Source organism: Shivajiella indica (assembly GCF_042683085.1).
Taxonomy (GTDB): Bacteria; Bacteroidota; Bacteroidia; order Cytophagales; family Cyclobacteriaceae; genus Shivajiella; species Shivajiella indica.
Genome location: NZ_JBHUIV010000014.1, coordinates 52,591 through 67,458, shown reverse-complemented (window position 1 = coordinate 67,458; position 14,868 = coordinate 52,591). Strand labels below are relative to the sequence as shown.

Genomic DNA, 14,868 nt, shown 5'->3' with positions numbered 1-14,868 from the left:
TGCCCACATGCAGCATACTTCTTATATCGAAATCAGTAAATCAGCGTATCAACAAAACTTACAATTTTTAAAAGAAGATATAGACCCAAAAACCCAGATTTCTATGGTGGTAAAAGGCAATGCCTATGGGCACGGGATTGAAATAATGGTGCCTTTGGCTGAAGAAAACGGAATTCGCCATTTTTCCACATTTTCATCAGATGAGGCTTTACGGGTTTATGAAGCAAGTCAGCATCAAAGTCAGGTCATGATCATGGGCATGTTACAAAATGAAGACTTGGAAGAGATTATACGGAAGGGGATCAGTTTTTTTGTATTTGAATTTGACCGGTTGGAGGCTTCCATTGCAGCAGCAAAAAAATTGGGCATCAAAGCCAAAATCCATGTGGAAGTGGAGACAGGCTTTCACCGGACCGGTTTTGAATGGGAAGACAAAGAATGGCTTGCCCATTTGCTGGATGAAAATACTGATTACCTGGAATTGAAAGGCCTTTGTACCCATTATGCAGGTGCTGAAAGTATTGCCAATTATGTACGCGTAAGGAATCAGATCAAAAACTACAAAAAAATCAAAAAATGGTTTGATTCCCAGGAAATCAAATTTGAAAAATACCATACTGCTTGTTCAGCAGCAACCTTATTATATCCGGAAACCAAAATGGACATGGTGAGGTTGGGCATTGCTTCCTATGGCTTTTGGCCAACCCAAGAAACCTATATGTACCGGTTCCAATCCCTACCAGAGGACAACAAAAACCCACTGAAAAGGCTGATATCCTGGAAAAGCAGTATCATGAACACCAAGGCTGTAAAAATGGGTGACTTCATTGGATATGGATCAAGCTATATGGCCCCTAGGGACATGACCATTGCCTTAATTCCCATTGGCTATGGACATGGCTATAGCCGCCTCTTAAGTAATCAGGGAAAAGTTTTGATAAGGGGCAGGGTGGTTTCTGTGGTAGGAACCGTTACCATGAACAGTATCGCAGTGGATGTGACAGACCTGGAAAAGGTACAAAAAGGAGACGAGGTTGTGATCATTGGAAAACAAAGGGATAAGGAAATTACTATTGCCTCATTTAGTGAGTCTTCCCAACAGGTAAATTATGAATTGTTGACCCGTTTACCTCATGACATTCCCAGGAGGATCGTGGAATGAAATTATCTAAGATTTAAACTTTATAATCTGGAATTAACCATAGGCCTACCCAATAGAAACAGTTTATTTCCTCCCTTTCCTTTTATTTTCCCCATTTCCCATTGGTAAAAGTCATCGGAAAGGTCTTCTACAAGTTTTTGCATATCTCCAATTGTGTAGGTTCTTGCATTGGAAACAGCTCCGTCCCAAGCGATAAACAAAGGTAAAATGGGAATGAGGTATGTAAATACCAATTGTTGCCAAGTCATAGGTCGTACAAAAGGTGTCACAAACAAAGAAGTAATGAAAGCCACTGGAATTGCCAACCACCAAAGAAAAATGGGAGCCGAATTATCCGAAATCTCAAAAATCAAAATGGGTTCTTTGCTTTCCATTGCATTTCGCAGAACTTGTTTCGCAAGAAATGGTTTCATATGATGCAAACCACTTACCATGGTTCTTAGTCCGGTAAATTTGGAATCAACTTGGGTAGCATCGAGAGGATCTTCAAGGTATTGTATATCCTTTATTGCTTTCTTGTTGATTTCTTTGATAGCTTTTTGATTGGGAAATAAGTCGCTTAAGAAGAGTTTTAGGTTTGAATGTTTTTCCTTTTTCTTAAGATTTTTCAGGACGTCTGGCATAGGTCCCCCACTGCCAGAGCAAAGGTCAAGGATTTGGGATGAGGAACTGAAGGATAGACCTTTTTCTACCAAAGGAATAAGGTGATCAGAAGTATTCAGGATTTTATGGAATGTTTGGATATAGCGGGTCATCAGTTCCCTTATCCAGTTGGGAAACCATGGCAAATCTTCAAATTCGACTAAGTGGATTCTTTTCATACATCCGAAAGAGATGAAAGGGTACAGGAAGAACCATGGGGGCCTTACAAAACAAATAATAATAAGACCATGTATTTTTCCGAATTTTTTAGGAACTTATCCATTCAATACCCAATAAATTTACATATCATTTCAATGAATACCTCAGAAAATCGCAGATCTTTCATCAAAAAAGCCGGTGCCTTTATAGGAGCTTTTTCGGTCAACAGTCTTTTCAACCAAATTCATGCTTCCGATTGGAATGATAATGAAGAGCAGTACCATGGACTATCGCCTATCGAAATGGCTTCAAACGAAGATTATTGGTCAGTGATCCAACAAGGGTATTCCGCTAGTTCCTCTCCCATTATTATACTGAACAATGGTGGTGTTTCTCCCAGTCCTATTGTAGTCCAACAAGCGGTAGAGCGCTTCAATCAAATGACCAATCAGGGGCCATCATATTACATGTGGCAGATTTTGGATCAAGGTAGGGAAAGTCTCAGAGAATCCCTTGCCAAGTTGGGGGGCTGTTCTTCGGAAGAAATAGCTATCAATAGAAATGCTACAGAGGCCTTGGTTACGGTTATCTACGGTTTGGATTTGAAAAAAGGAGATGAGGTTGTTGGAAGCACGCAGGACTATCCGAATATGATGCAGGCTTGGAAACAAAGGGTATTAAGGGAAGGGATAATTTATAAACAATTGACTTTCGATTTTCCCATTGAAAATGATGAAGAAATTGTTGAAAAATACCGTGAAGCCATAACAGAAAAAACAAAAATCATCCACCTGACCCATGTCATCAATTGGAATGGACAGATCATGCCTGTAAAGAAAATTGCTAAAATGGCGCATGAACATGGACTGGAAGTGATTATTGATGGGGCACATTCCTTTGGGCTCTTGGATTTTAAGATTCCGGATTTGGAAGGTGATTATTTCGGGACGAGCCTTCATAAATACTTATCTGCTCCAATAGGAAGCGGGATGTTATGGATCAAAAAGGACAAAATATCCAAAGTATGGCCTTTGGTCTGTGCCGGAGATCCCCAAAGTGATAATATCAGGAAGTTTGAAAATTTGGGAACCAGAAGTTTTCCTATTGAACAGGGAATCGGGGAAGCATTAAATTTTCACAATGCCATAGGTACCAAAAGGAAAGAGGAACGGATCCGGTATTTGAAGGATTATTGGGCAAAGCAGGCAAAAGATATTCCCAGAGTAAAAATCCATACCTCGTTGAATCCTGCGTATAGTTGTGCCTTGGCAGGTGTATCAGTTGAAGGGATTGAGCCAGGGGTTTTGACTAGTGTTTTAATGAGTAAATATAAAATCCATACCACATCCATTTCTTTGGAAAATATCCACTGTGTAAGGGTTTCACCCCATGTGTATACCAAAATCTCTGATTTGGACCGATTGGTGGAAGCCTTATCAAATATTGCTAAAAGTTAATTTTTGAGTGGGTAAAACTTAATGGAAGGCAAAACATATCATATCCGGCAACCCATTTTCAGTAATCCAATTTCCTTTAAGTTTGAGATTTTCAAGTCTCATTTCATTTTTATTGTTTGAAAATATCTTCCGCTTTTCCTTCACCTGCAATCCTACCGTTTTCTAACAATATTACCCTGTCAGACATTTTTTTGACTTCATGGTAATCATGGGAAACCAAAATGGTAGTTAAATTATATTGGCTATGAAAGACTAAAATGTCATCCTGAAGCTTGGTTCTCATGGCAGTGTCCAAGGCAGACAATGGCTCATCCAATAGTAAGATGGATGGTTTGCGGACCAATGCTCTTGCCAACGCAACCCTTTGTTTTTGTCCGCCCGAAAGTAGGTTTGGTTTTTTATCCCTTAGGTTTTTAAGTCCAACGGTATCCAGCATTTCCTCAATAATGCTTTCCGAATCCCCTTTGGGTAAAGCGAATTTCAGATTTTCATATACTGTCATATTGGGGAAAAGAGAATACTCCTGAAATACCATACCAATCGATCGGTCTTGGGTCTTGAGATTTTTCTCTAGCTTTTTGTCAAACCATGATTCACCACTCACTGTAATGCTTCCATCATCAGGTTTCATCAATCCAGCAATCATGCGGATAATACTGGTTTTTCCTGCTCCTGAAGGGCCATATAAAGTGACTAATTCATTAAACTGAATGTTGGTTTGAACTTGCAAGTGAATTGGACCGTCAGCGCCGAACAATTTTTTATAGAGTTCCAGTTTGATCATAAAAGCCTGATGTTTTTTCGTTGCTGATAATTAAAAAAGTAAACAAAAGACAAAATCAAAAAGGAAAATACCAATAGGATTATCGCATAGTGATTGGCTAGGCTGTAATTCATGGCCTCTACCTCATCGTAAATGCTGATGGAAACAACCTTAGTGATTCCAGGAATGTTTCCGCCCACCATCAATACTACGCCAAATTCCCCAATGGTATGGGCAAAAGTCAGAATACATGCTGAAATTATGGCTGCGGACATATTGGGCAGGATGACTTTCCTTAAAGTTATCCATCTGCTTTTCCCCAAAGAATAGGCCGCTTCAACCAAAGAGAAAGGTACCGAACGGAAGCCTGATTGCAAAGGTTGAACCATAAAAGGTAAACTGTAAAATACCGAAGCCACCACCAATCCTTCAAAAGTAAACACCAATCTCAAGTCAAAATATTTTTCCAGCCAGGAACCCAAAAAATTTTCCGGGCTTAAGGCCAAAAGCAGGTAAAATCCAAGGACAGTTGGAGGAAGAACAAGAGGTAATGCCACAACTGCTTCTAAGAAAATTTTGTACCTTTTGGGATTGAAAGCTAACCAATAAGCCAAAGGAATTCCCAGCACAAAAAGTACCAAGGTAGTTACAAAGGCCAGTTTAATGGATAATATAAAGGGTGAATAATCCATAATAATATCAGGGCTGGGTAAAACCAAAATGGGTCAAAATCAATCGGGCCTGTTCTTCTTTTACAAAATCAAAGAATTTAATGGCTCCTGGATTCTGGGTTGTTTTCTTTACCAATACAGCACCTTGTATTAATGGTTGGTGGCTTGATTCAGGTATGAGGTAATATTTTTGGTTCATCTTTTGCATATTTGGAGAAAGGGCAAGAGACAGTGCGATAATCCCAATATCTGCAGCACCACTACTGACAAATTGGGCAGTTTGGGCTATGTTTTCTCCAAACACCAGTTTAGGTTTAACCTGCTCAAAAACTCCAAAATGCTTTAATGCTTCTTCTGCTCTTTGACCGTAAGGAGCATGGCGCGGATTCGCAATGGCTATTTTCCGGTATTGAGGGTCTTTTAACATCTCTAAGGAATAGCTTCTTCCCAAATCTTTCTTGCTCCAAATCACCAACCTTCCAATCCCATAAGGATAAATATCAGAGACCGTTTTTCCATTTTCCTGCAATTTTTTAGGATAGCTCAAATCTGCAGAAAAATATAAATCGAAAGGTGCGCCGTTGGAAATTTGCTCGAAGAATTTGCCGGATGACCCATAGATAACCTCAATTTCAGTAGCATTGGGATAAATCTGGATAATGGAATCCATAGCAAATCTTAAATCTGCTGCTGCGGCTACCAAAACTTTTTCCTTTTTTTGGGAAAAAGAAGGCTGAATCGAAATAAAAATCAAAAAAAAGGATAAAAGAATAATTTCTGCCTTCATTGCTTTTTAATCAACTAAACCAATTTATTGCCAAAATAATACTCATCTCTGCAATACACCTCATTTTTTATTCAACTTTGATCAGTTTAATGGCTACTACCTCTCTAATCCACCTCGCGTGAAGTTTTTCTTCCGGTACCACAAACCGGAAGGGACCCACTCCTTCCTCCAATGCAATTCCATCCCTTGAATGTGCCACTATAATCTGCTTCCCTGAAAATTCAGGGTCAATTTCGGGAAGGGAAAAAATAACCTTATAACCATCGGCGGCCTCAACCAAAAGATATTGGGCCTGGTTTTTACCTTTCAATCCAGTGCCAAATTCCAACCCGCCTTTTTTGAGCAAATCGATCAGAAATACTCCTTGGAAGCGATGGATTTTTTCATCCTTATCTTTTCCGGGGACTTCTGATTGGGGCATGGATTTTAAATCTTCCATACTCAATTCAAATGGGTTTGGGAATTCTCCTGTAAATTTAATAGTTGCATGTTGATAGGATTGGGCAACAGTTTTTTCCCCACATGAATTAAATAGCATCAGAAAGAGTAGAGGAAGAAGAACGGTATTAATTATGGATTTCATTGTCTTACTATTTTTGAAAGAGAACCGATATTTCCAAATATACATATCGCTTTTCAAAAAAAATAAATCTTTTGTTAGTTACAGTTTAATCAAAGATTTTCCATTATATCCTCACCTTCTTTGATTATGGATTTTAATTTTTCATCCAGTTTCTGATACCGATGTAAAAATTTCCGGCCAAAATCCGTCAAGATCGCTGAACCTCCTTTTTGCCCTCCTTTTTGTAAAGTAACAAATGCCTCTGGCCCTCGGTTATTCAAGTCATTGACCATATCCCAGGCTTTTTTGTAGGACATGCCCATAACCTTGGATGCTTTGGAAACAGACCCATGAATTGATATCAGCTCAAGAAGTTCTGCTCTTCCTGGACCAAAAAACCTGCTGTCATCCAATTCGATCCAGCATCTGACTTTGAGTTTTTTTTGGGACATTAACTTGTTATTTCACTCTTTCACCCCTGACTGGAAATTGGTCTATCAAGTAACCTGATAATTTATCTCCTTCTTCAGGATTTAACTTCAAATAAAGATCATAACCTTCTGCAAAGAAGAAAAGAGTTATTCCGTTTTCATCTTCGTTGATATTGGATACAGTGGTTTCTTGAGAAGCTCCCGCCTGGCTGAATTTGCCGATTAGTTTTCCTTCCACACGCTCAAGAGTTAGCCTTGCATTGACATTTCCCTGAGGGGTGTCTGTAATTATTATATCCCAGGTACCAATAAAATAGTCTGAATACTGAGCAAAAGTGGCTATTGTAACACAAAACATTATTCCAATTAGGAAGAAAGCTAATTTTTTCATGATATAACTAATGGGTTTATTGATGGAGGAATTTGAGAAAAATTATCGGATTGAGAAATATTTTTTTAAGCATTTTTAAGTTTCCCCGCTTAAAGAATTTTATATTTAATAACAACCATTACAGCCACAGTCCTTTTTTGCTTTTGTTTTTTTTCTGGAAAAAAACCTGTACGTTCCTATTCCAAGGACAAGAAAAAACAGACTAAAGACCAAAATCTCCTGAAACATATTAAAGAAGTGTTTGATAAGTGATCAATGCTGTAATATAAGCTACGGCAGTCATTACAATCATTTGAAAGATAGGCCATTTCCATGTTTTGGTTTCTCGCTTTACTACGGCCAAAGTACTCATGCATTGCATGGCAAAAGCATAAAATACCATTAAGGAAATTCCGGTGGCCAGATTGAAAACTTTTTTCCCTGTATCCGGACGGGTCTCCTGACTTAGCTTTTCCCGGATGGTCAGTTCATTATCCACATCACCACCTATACTGTATATGGTCGCTATGGTGGCTACAAAGACTTCCCTCGCTGCAAATGAAGTGATCAGTGCGATACCAATCTTCCAGTCGTATCCCAATGGCTTAATGATGGGTTCTATTGCTTTACCCATAATCCCCATAAAAGAAGCTTCAAGTTTTTTAGAGGAATACAATTCTTCAATTTCAGCAGCATCTTCTTCTGAGTTTGCCAATTCTATTAAGGTAGCTTCTTCTTCATTCAATGAATTCATGGTAGCAGGCGGGCCATAGCTTGCCAACACCCAAAGGATAATGGAAATGGATAAAATCACCTTGCCTGCTTCCAATACGAAAACTTTGGACTTGCTGTACATAGTCAAGAGAACTGCCTTCCATCTTGGAAAACGATAAATTGGTAATTCAGTTAATAAATAGCTTCTTTCTTTTTGTTGAAAAACCAGATTCAACAACAGTGCACCGCTAAGGGTGGCAACAGTTCCTAAAAGGTACATGCCTAATAGTGCTAATGCCTGCATGTTAAAACCAAGGATGGTTTCAGAGGGTATTACCAATCCTATAATAATTATATAAATGGGCAATCTGGCCGAACAGCTCATCCAAGGTGTTACCAAAATGGTGATAAGCTTTTCTTTTGTATTAGTGATTGTTCTTGTTGCCATGACAGCAGGTATGGCACAAGCCAAACCTGAAATCAAAGGGACTACACTTTTTCCATGCAATCCAAAGGGTTTCATGATGCGGTCCATCAGAAAGACCACCCGCGATAAGTACCCTGTATCCTCCAAAAATGCTAAAAATCCAAACAGAAGGGCAATTTGAGGAATAAATATAACGATTCCACCGATTCCAGGGATCAATCCTTCTGCCAGGAAGTCAGTAAATACACCTTGTGGTAATTTAGTAGAAATCCATGCTGAGATTTCGGCAAATCCCATATCAATCCAGTCCATGGGTACTTCCGCCCAGGCAAAAATTGCCTGAAAAATCAATAGCATGATACCGATAAACACCACATACCCCAATATGGGATGAAGTAAAAGTCCATCCAATTTTTTGGAAAATTGGGTTGACCTCAAATTTGATGAGGTGGTAGCTCCTTTTAATAAGTTTCTGATTTTGGAATTTCTTCTTTTACTTTCCTCAATTTGTGCGTTATGGATATCAAAATCATATTCCTTACAAGCCTCCTGAAGCCATTCTTTTTTTTCGGAAGAAATCAATTTATTGGATTCACCAAAAATCAGGTATTGAAATGCCTGGTATAAGTTTTGGAGTTCAAATTTGGTTTTAACTTTTTCAAGTAATTTTTGATCAGCAATTTCTGTGATTTCAAGAAATTGCCCGTGCTTCCTAAATTTTTCCTCTACTATCAAGGAACGGATCGCATCCATTCCAACCACTTTTCTAGCATCGGTCATCACCAAAGGTATCCCAAAGGCTTCATAAAGGGAATGGGTTTTAATCTTGATCCCATTTATTTCGGCAACATCTTTCATGTTAACCACAAAAGCAACAGGAAGTCCCAAATCTATAACCTGTGTACCCAACAGCAGACTTCTTTCCAGATTGGAGGCGTCCAAAATCACAATGACAGCATCCGGTTTTTCTTCTTCCATACCTGTCAAAACCCTCATCGCAATCAATTCATCTTCCGATTTTGGGAAAATACTATAGGTTCCGGGAAGGTCGATCAACTGGTATTGTTTTCCAGAGATATTCAAGAATCCCAAAGTCTTATCTACGGTTACACCAGGATAATTTCCAATTTTTTGGTTAAGCCCAGTCAATTGGTTGAAAATACTCGATTTGCCGACATTGGGATTTCCAATGATAGCGATGGTTTTTTCTCTGGAGTTAACTGAAGGCTGCATGTAATTCAGGGGCTTTTGAGGTTGGGAAATTTGGGTATCTGATCAGGTTTTACAGTTTAACTTCTAAAAATTCATTTTCCGGAACGACCTGAATCATCTTTGCCTCATTTTTCCGCATGAATACCTGATTCCCTTCAACCTCAAAAGCCAATGGGCCTGAGAATGGCGCTTTATGCAACAATTTGATTCTTTTTCCGACAAATATTCCTATTTCCAGAAAATTGACCAAAAAAGGTGAATCCTGAATGGATTCGATTTGGTAAGGTTGGTTTGGAATCATGTCTGTGGCATTAATCATAAATTTAATTGATAAGGGAATTGATCTGATTCAGAAAGGATATGCAATTTGCAGCAGTTTTTAAACAGAAGCAATTTAATTAGATTAATTCCCGATAATTTTCCCAATTGAAAAAGTAAAGGAGATCTTTTAGAATAAATGATTAAGGTTTCCCCATATTTCTTAATCTGATTTTTAATAGGCTCTGATATTTTCAGATACTTCAGACTATTTTCCATATTTCAGGACAATGGCCAACTGTCCCGCATGGTAAGACGTGTGGGTTGTGATCCTTCCTAGAGCCTCAGCTTTAGTTTTTTCTCCAAACTCCTGGGTTTTGATGACCGCATCCCAATCGGCCTGACTGTTCATGGCTTTTTCTAGTTGGTCACCCGCTTCTTTTACAAGTGCCATAAGGGAGTCTAAATCGGTCCATTCGCCTGTATCCCTTTGTGATTTCAGGGTCTTTGCATCCACCTTGACATCCATATTTCCAAAAACATTTTTAGCAAAAAGTAACTCAACCTCAGCGATATGCCGGATTAAAAATCCAACGGAATTAGGACTTCCTCCAATTTTTTTAGGAAGGTCTTCAGGTTTGATCTTGGCCAATTGATTGGTAAACCGGGTGCGGCCTTCTTTCCAGAGTTGTACATAGGTATTCATAGGTTTAATATACAAAATATCGTTGAGTGTTTGGTTTTTTATTTAATCCATCGTAATATTGCAATGTAATTATATCCGAAACAGGAACGACATAGATAGAAATAAGCTGGAGGCGAAATAAAGTAGAAAAAATGTTGAATAGATTGAAATATGTTTTCTGCGATATATGCTTGCCGAAATAGTTGAATTGGTTTTAACCTTAGATTTTAATCAATATTTCACCAATATTTCCACTTTATGTCTGCCTAATTTCAAATCTTAATTCTTTTGTCTTTAATCTTATCTCTAGACTCTCGAATCTAACCTCTAAAAGTCTCAAATAATGGGTGTCACCAAAACAGATCTTTTCACTGACAGTCAAAACGAACTGGCCAAAATAGCCAAAGTCTTTGCACATCCTGCACGAATTGCCATCCTGGAATACCTGATCCAATCCAATTCCTGTATCAACGGGGATTTGGTGCAGGAACTGGGTCTGGCACAGGCCACCATCTCCCAACACCTTAGAGAACTCAAAGAAGTCGGCCTGATCAAAGGAAGTATTGAGGGCGTATCCGTCAATTATTGCATTGATGCTGTCCGCTGGGCAGAAGTACAAAATCTATTTCAGGAATTATTCAGCGGCTTTCCGAAGATCTCGGGCTGCTGCTAAATCTTTGAGGTCTTTTTTTGACCTCGAAGGTTTTCTCTTGACGAAATATAAGAAAATATTTATTAGACCATTTTAATCATTAAACCTTCGAGGTCTCAAAGACCTCAAAGGTTAATCACCTAAAAATATGAAAACAACAGAATTCACCAAAATCCTCCAAGAAAACCCTGATATGGCACTTTTCTTCGAATATCAAAGTGGACAGTATGTGAGAACCGACTACCACGTCACGGAAATCAAAAATGTCAACTTCGACACAGTAGACTGTGGCGGCATCCGTAACCAATGGTCAGAAGTACATGTGCAATTGTGGGAAAATGAAATTCCTGAGCCTGACCACGTGGTGGACACTACTAAGGCGATGAAGATCTTCGATGTGGTAAACCGGGTAAGGGAAACCTATCCAGAAGCGGAGATCAAGTTTGAATATGGCAATTCTGTTTTCCCAACAGCTGTTCTACCTGTTCACAACATTAAGGATACAGGCAATGCCTTGATTGTGCAACTTACGCCTGATCAGACTACCTGTAAAGCCAAGGACAGGGCTACCACACCCGAGGAAAAAGCGGCCGCTTGTTGCGGACCGGTTAGCGAAAAACCAAAAATCAGAGTTTCCCTTGCTTCTCTCCAGGAAGTCAATAGCTGTGAACCTGGATCAGGCTGCTGTTAGGAGATGCGAGATACGAGAAGCGAGAGATTAGAAGTACTCTCGACTCTAGCGTCTCGTTTCTTGTGTCTTGACTCTTGTTTCTTGCCTCTTTACTCTAAAGAAATGAACCTATACCCAACCCTCCAAACTTATATTGAGAAAGCGAAGTCGCTTCCAATTCCTGAAGAGCGGAAAGAAGTTCTTCAAATGCTGATTGATTACCTCCAAAGGAAAGTCGATCAAGATCAGGAAATCAACGTGAATTTTATTTGTACCCACAATTCCCGTAGAAGTCAGTTTTCACAGATTTGGGGGAAAGTCGCTGCAGCGTACCATGGAATCGAGATAAACGCCTATTCTGGTGGGGTGGAAGTCACAGCCTTCAATGAGCGGGCAGTGTCATCCATCAAAAGATTTGGCTTCAAGCTCAGCAAAGAAGGAGAGGGTAATCCCAAGTATTTTGTTTTTTATTCCGATGATGAAGATCCGATTGTGGCATTCAGCAAAATATTCGATGATTCCGCTAATGCCACAAAAAATTTTGCAGCGGTGATGACCTGTTCCCATGCGGATGAGAACTGCCCTTTTATTCCTGGCGCCGATGCCAGAATTCCGGTCCGCTATGAGGATCCGAAAGCCTTTGATGGTACGGAAAAAGAAGCTGAAAAGTATGATGAGAGGTCAATGCAGATTGCTTCAGAATTACTATATGTATTTTCTAAGATTGAAAAATAGATATTGGTGGATATTGGATATTGATTGATATTATTTCTAGCCCAAACCAAATATCTATCAATATCGCTAAGCTAATATCAATAAGTATCGGTCAATAAATATAAAAACAGCTAAATATACTGGCAGTTAAAATTTAGAGCAATGTCAAAAACTCAGAAAAAAATAGCTTTTTTCGAAAAATACCTGACCTTATGGGTCGGTATCTGTATTGGAGCTGGAATCCTGTTAGGTCATTTGGCCGGTGATAGTATGTCATTTTTGGCCAATATGGAAATTTACAATGTAAATATTCCCATCGCCATTCTAATATGGTTAATGATATATCCTATGATGCTACAGATTGATTTTGGATCTGTCAAAAATGTAGGTAAGGCACCAAAAGGACTGATTTGGACAGTCATTATCAATTGGCTGATTAAGCCTTTTACTATGGCATTCTTTGCCTGGATTTTCTTTGATCAACTCTATTCAGCCTACATTGAACCTGAACTAGCAGGGGAATATATTGCTGGGGCAATTTTGTTAGGCGTGGCTCCATGTACCGCTATGGTTTTTGTCTGGTCTTACTTGACCGATGGGGATCCAAATTACACTTTGGTGCAGGTATCCGTTAACGATCTGATTATTTTGGTGGCATTTGTACCCTTGGTAGGTCTTTTATTGGGGATCACTAATGTCACGGTTCCATACGATACGTTGGTAGCTTCAGTGGTAATCTTTGTCGTGATTCCTTTGGTGGCAGGTTTGATAACCAATAAAAGCTTGGTAGCCAAATATGGAGATGTTTGGTTCAAAAGAGAGTTTTTACCCAAATTCAAACCAGTCAGCATCATAGCACTTTTGTTTACATTGGTTTTACTTTTTGCTTTCCAGGGGCCAAATATTCTTAACAATCCAATGATAATCCTTTTGATTGCCATTCCTCTGATTATCCAGACTTATTTTATTTTCTTTTTGGCGTGGTTTGGAGGAAGAAAATTAAACCTTAAGCATTCAGTTTGTGCTCCGGCTTCAATGATCGGTGCCAGTAATTTCTTTGAATTGGCCGTGGCCGTGGCAATTGCCTTATTTGGATTGGAAAGTCCTGCAGCCTTGGTTACTGTAGTAGGTGTATTGGTAGAAGTTCCAGTGATGCTAAGTTTGGTAACATTGGCGAATAAATGGAAATATTGATTTGGAGAGAAAATCAGGGCAAAATTTAAATGAATTGGATTTTTGGGCAAGGGATATTATTCATCCCCATTATTGATGCAATTGCTTGATGATTTCCCAAAACATATCTACCCCTGTTGGGATCAGATCATCCGGAAAATCAAAATTGGATTCATGAAGCTGAGGTTGTTTTTTCCCCGACCCCAATCCAAATAGCAATGTTTTGGTGTGGCTTGAAAAAAGCCCGAAATCCTCAGACCAACGGAAAGGAATGCGGGCGTGCTTCGTTTTCAATCCAAGCTTTTTCGCCGCTTGATTTCCGTATTCCCAAGCTTCGGGATCATTATGTGTCGCGGCGAATTTTTCTGTGTAATCAAATGAAACTTCCAAGCCGTATTCTTTGGCAATCTGTGTACAAAGTTTCTCCGCATAGGTGACCAAAAGATCTCTGGTTTCATTTTCAAAAGCTCTGAGAGTTGCCATTACTGTAGCTTCTCCCGGAGTTGTTCCAAATGCGATTTCACCTAACCGGGCATGAATGACAGTCACCAGGGTGAATTTTTTCATGGCATCGGGCAGCCTTTCCAATGCGACAATGGTTTTGGACATGGCTACTGCAGGAGAATTTCCGGCTTCAGGGTGTGCGGAATGGGAATTTCTTCCTTTAAAATGGATGATCATACCGGTTGAAGCAGCAGCAAATGCCCCTTTTTTGAGGATAATCTGGTGAGATTCAAAAGTGGGTAAGTTATGGAGCGCAAAAGCATAATCCGGTTTTATTTCCTTAAACTTTGGATCCTGGATAACAGCATATGCGCCTTCCCCTGTTTCTTCTGCAGGTTGGAAAAGCAGAATTACCTTACCTTTCTTAGGGCGGTTTTTGACAAGCTCAAGACCCAATCCACAGATGATGGCCATATGCCCATCATGGCCGCAGACATGGGATTTGCCTGAAATAGTACTTTTATGAGGAATATCATTTTCCTCTTTGATGGGTAATCCATCCAGTTCACAGCGGAACAAAGAACTTGGACCAGGTTCTTTTCCCTCAAATACGAAAGCAAGGCCGGTTCCACCCAGACCTTTAAGGGTTTTATCAACCTGGATTTCCTTGAAAAAATCTAAAACCCTTTTGGCAGTTTCTTTTTCTTCTCCTGACAGCTCTGGATATTGATGGAGTTTTTTTCTGAAGCTGCTGAGTTTGGTAATAGTGGCTTGGTCCATGGTCAGTTTCTTTTGGGTTTTTCAAAACATGCAATTTTTCACTTCTTTTAGAAAGGATAAAGTTAAAATTATTCCCCCTGTTTTTCAGGAGACTTATAAATTTCCTCGAACTTTTATATATTGAAGGCACTTACC

Annotated in this window: 17 protein-coding genes; 6 read left to right on the top strand and 11 right to left on the bottom strand. The window is 39.3% G+C overall.

Annotation, left to right across the window (positions count from 1 at the left end; translation table 11 throughout):
• Positions 1-7 precede the first annotated feature (7 nt).
• Positions 8-1,162: an alanine racemase gene (gene alr, locus ACFSKV_RS08835; RefSeq protein ID WP_380801594.1), complete on the top strand. Its 1,155-nt coding sequence runs from the start codon at positions 8-10 to the stop codon at positions 1,160-1,162.
• Positions 1,163-1,182: 20 nt separating this feature from the next.
• On the opposite strand, the gene ACFSKV_RS08830 is transcribed toward alr, so the two are convergent.
• Positions 1,183-1,983: a hypothetical protein gene (locus ACFSKV_RS08830; RefSeq protein WP_380801593.1), complete on the bottom strand. Its 801-nt coding sequence runs from the start codon at positions 1,981-1,983 to the stop codon at positions 1,183-1,185.
• Between the two features lie 135 nt (positions 1,984-2,118).
• Between ACFSKV_RS08830 and ACFSKV_RS08825 the strand changes: the two genes are divergently transcribed.
• Positions 2,119-3,420: an aminotransferase class V-fold PLP-dependent enzyme gene (locus ACFSKV_RS08825; RefSeq protein WP_380801592.1), complete on the top strand. Its 1,302-nt coding sequence runs from the start codon at positions 2,119-2,121 to the stop codon at positions 3,418-3,420.
• A 109-nt stretch (positions 3,421-3,529) separates the two neighbouring features.
• Here ACFSKV_RS08825 and ACFSKV_RS08820 read toward each other — a convergent pair whose 3' ends face one another.
• The 9 genes from ACFSKV_RS08820 to ACFSKV_RS08780 form a co-directional block, all read right to left on the bottom strand.
• On the bottom strand, positions 3,530-4,204 hold the full coding sequence (locus tag ACFSKV_RS08820; protein WP_380801591.1) for an ABC transporter ATP-binding protein: 675 nt from the start codon (positions 4,202-4,204) through the stop codon (positions 3,530-3,532).
• A complete protein-coding gene (gene modB / locus ACFSKV_RS08815) occupies positions 4,201-4,875 on the bottom strand; it encodes a molybdate ABC transporter permease subunit (protein WP_380801590.1) in 675 nt (224 codons plus the stop codon). The genes ACFSKV_RS08820 and modB overlap by 4 nt, the downstream gene beginning before the upstream one ends.
• Positions 4,876-4,882: 7 nt before the next feature.
• Complete coding sequence (gene modA / locus ACFSKV_RS08810; RefSeq protein ID WP_380801589.1) at positions 4,883-5,641, bottom strand: molybdate ABC transporter substrate-binding protein; 759 nt, start codon at positions 5,639-5,641, stop codon at positions 4,883-4,885.
• A 67-nt stretch (positions 5,642-5,708) separates the two neighbouring features.
• Complete coding sequence (locus ACFSKV_RS08805; protein WP_380801588.1) at positions 5,709-6,224, bottom strand: molybdopterin-binding protein; 516 nt, start codon at positions 6,222-6,224, stop codon at positions 5,709-5,711.
• An 89-nt stretch (positions 6,225-6,313) separates the two neighbouring features.
• On the bottom strand, positions 6,314-6,655 hold the full coding sequence (locus ACFSKV_RS08800) for a winged helix-turn-helix domain-containing protein (RefSeq protein WP_380801587.1): 342 nt from the start codon (positions 6,653-6,655) through the stop codon (positions 6,314-6,316).
• Positions 6,656-6,662: 7 nt separating this feature from the next.
• A complete protein-coding gene (locus ACFSKV_RS08795; RefSeq protein WP_380801586.1) occupies positions 6,663-7,025 on the bottom strand; it encodes a hypothetical protein in 363 nt (120 codons plus the stop codon).
• A gap of 229 nt (positions 7,026-7,254) precedes the next feature.
• Positions 7,255-9,378 (bottom strand): ferrous iron transport protein B, encoded by a 2,124-nt coding sequence (gene feoB / locus ACFSKV_RS08790; RefSeq protein WP_380801585.1) that lies wholly within the window; start codon positions 9,376-9,378, stop codon positions 7,255-7,257.
• Between the two features lie 49 nt (positions 9,379-9,427).
• A complete protein-coding gene (locus ACFSKV_RS08785) occupies positions 9,428-9,676 on the bottom strand; it encodes a FeoA family protein (protein ID WP_380801584.1) in 249 nt (82 codons plus the stop codon).
• 207 nt (positions 9,677-9,883) lie between these two features.
• Positions 9,884-10,321, bottom strand: a complete 438-nt coding sequence (locus ACFSKV_RS08780) for a DinB family protein (RefSeq protein ID WP_380801583.1) — start codon at positions 10,319-10,321, stop codon at positions 9,884-9,886.
• Positions 10,322-10,643: 322 nt separating this feature from the next.
• Here ACFSKV_RS08780 and ACFSKV_RS08775 point away from each other — a divergent pair, with 322 nt between their 5' ends.
• The 4 genes from ACFSKV_RS08775 to arsB all read left to right on the top strand — a co-directional run bounded on the left by ACFSKV_RS08775 (position 10,644) and on the right by arsB (position 13,530).
• The gene (locus tag ACFSKV_RS08775; protein WP_380801582.1) at positions 10,644-10,973 is read left to right on the top strand and encodes an ArsR/SmtB family transcription factor; all 330 of its coding nucleotides are present in this window, start codon (positions 10,644-10,646) and stop codon (positions 10,971-10,973) included.
• A 127-nt stretch (positions 10,974-11,100) separates the two neighbouring features.
• The gene (locus ACFSKV_RS08770) at positions 11,101-11,643 is read left to right on the top strand and encodes a DUF6428 family protein (RefSeq protein ID WP_380801581.1); all 543 of its coding nucleotides are present in this window, start codon (positions 11,101-11,103) and stop codon (positions 11,641-11,643) included.
• Between the two features lie 102 nt (positions 11,644-11,745).
• Positions 11,746-12,357, top strand: a complete 612-nt coding sequence (locus ACFSKV_RS08765; RefSeq protein ID WP_380801580.1) for a low molecular weight phosphatase family protein — start codon at positions 11,746-11,748, stop codon at positions 12,355-12,357.
• A 141-nt stretch (positions 12,358-12,498) separates the two neighbouring features.
• Entirely contained in the window at positions 12,499-13,530 is a 1,032-nt protein-coding gene (arsB, locus tag ACFSKV_RS08760) for an ACR3 family arsenite efflux transporter (RefSeq protein ID WP_380801579.1), read from the top strand.
• A 69-nt stretch (positions 13,531-13,599) separates the two neighbouring features.
• Here the strand turns inward: arsB and ACFSKV_RS08755 are convergent, their stop codons facing one another.
• Positions 13,600-14,733 (bottom strand): amidohydrolase, encoded by a 1,134-nt coding sequence (locus tag ACFSKV_RS08755; protein WP_380801578.1) that lies wholly within the window; start codon positions 14,731-14,733, stop codon positions 13,600-13,602.
• Positions 14,734-14,868 lie beyond the last annotated feature (135 nt).

Excerpts from the sequence above, each read along its gene's own strand:
- ACFSKV_RS08820 (WP_380801591.1), bottom strand. The coding sequence starts at position 4,204 with ATGATCAAACTGGAACTCTATAAAAAATTGTTCGGCGCTGACGGTCCA.
- ACFSKV_RS08795 (WP_380801586.1), bottom strand. The coding sequence starts at position 7,025 with ATGAAAAAATTAGCTTTCTTCCTAATTGGAATAATGTTTTGTGTTACA.
- feoB (WP_380801585.1), bottom strand. The coding sequence starts at position 9,378 with ATGCAGCCTTCAGTTAACTCCAGAGAAAAAACCATCGCTATCATTGGA.
- arsB (WP_380801579.1), top strand. The coding sequence starts at position 12,499 with ATGTCAAAAACTCAGAAAAAAATAGCTTTTTTCGAAAAATACCTGACC.
- ACFSKV_RS08770 (WP_380801581.1), top strand. The coding sequence starts at position 11,101 with ATGAAAACAACAGAATTCACCAAAATCCTCCAAGAAAACCCTGATATG.
- modA (WP_380801589.1), bottom strand. The coding sequence starts at position 5,641 with ATGAAGGCAGAAATTATTCTTTTATCCTTTTTTTTGATTTTTATTTCG.
- ACFSKV_RS08765 (WP_380801580.1), top strand. The coding sequence starts at position 11,746 with ATGAACCTATACCCAACCCTCCAAACTTATATTGAGAAAGCGAAGTCG.
- ACFSKV_RS08800 (WP_380801587.1), bottom strand. The coding sequence starts at position 6,655 with ATGTCCCAAAAAAAACTCAAAGTCAGATGCTGGATCGAATTGGATGAC.
- modB (WP_380801590.1), bottom strand. The coding sequence starts at position 4,875 with ATGGATTATTCACCCTTTATATTATCCATTAAACTGGCCTTTGTAACT.
- ACFSKV_RS08825 (WP_380801592.1), top strand. The coding sequence starts at position 2,119 with ATGAATACCTCAGAAAATCGCAGATCTTTCATCAAAAAAGCCGGTGCC.
- ACFSKV_RS08805 (WP_380801588.1), bottom strand. The coding sequence starts at position 6,224 with ATGAAATCCATAATTAATACCGTTCTTCTTCCTCTACTCTTTCTGATG.
- ACFSKV_RS08785 (WP_380801584.1), bottom strand. The coding sequence starts at position 9,676 with ATGATTAATGCCACAGACATGATTCCAAACCAACCTTACCAAATCGAA.
- ACFSKV_RS08780 (WP_380801583.1), bottom strand. The coding sequence starts at position 10,321 with ATGAATACCTATGTACAACTCTGGAAAGAAGGCCGCACCCGGTTTACC.
- alr (WP_380801594.1), top strand. The coding sequence starts at position 8 with ATGCAGCATACTTCTTATATCGAAATCAGTAAATCAGCGTATCAACAA.
- ACFSKV_RS08775 (WP_380801582.1), top strand. The coding sequence starts at position 10,644 with ATGGGTGTCACCAAAACAGATCTTTTCACTGACAGTCAAAACGAACTG.
- ACFSKV_RS08830 (WP_380801593.1), bottom strand. The coding sequence starts at position 1,983 with ATGAAAAGAATCCACTTAGTCGAATTTGAAGATTTGCCATGGTTTCCC.
- ACFSKV_RS08755 (WP_380801578.1), bottom strand. The coding sequence starts at position 14,733 with ATGGACCAAGCCACTATTACCAAACTCAGCAGCTTCAGAAAAAAACTC.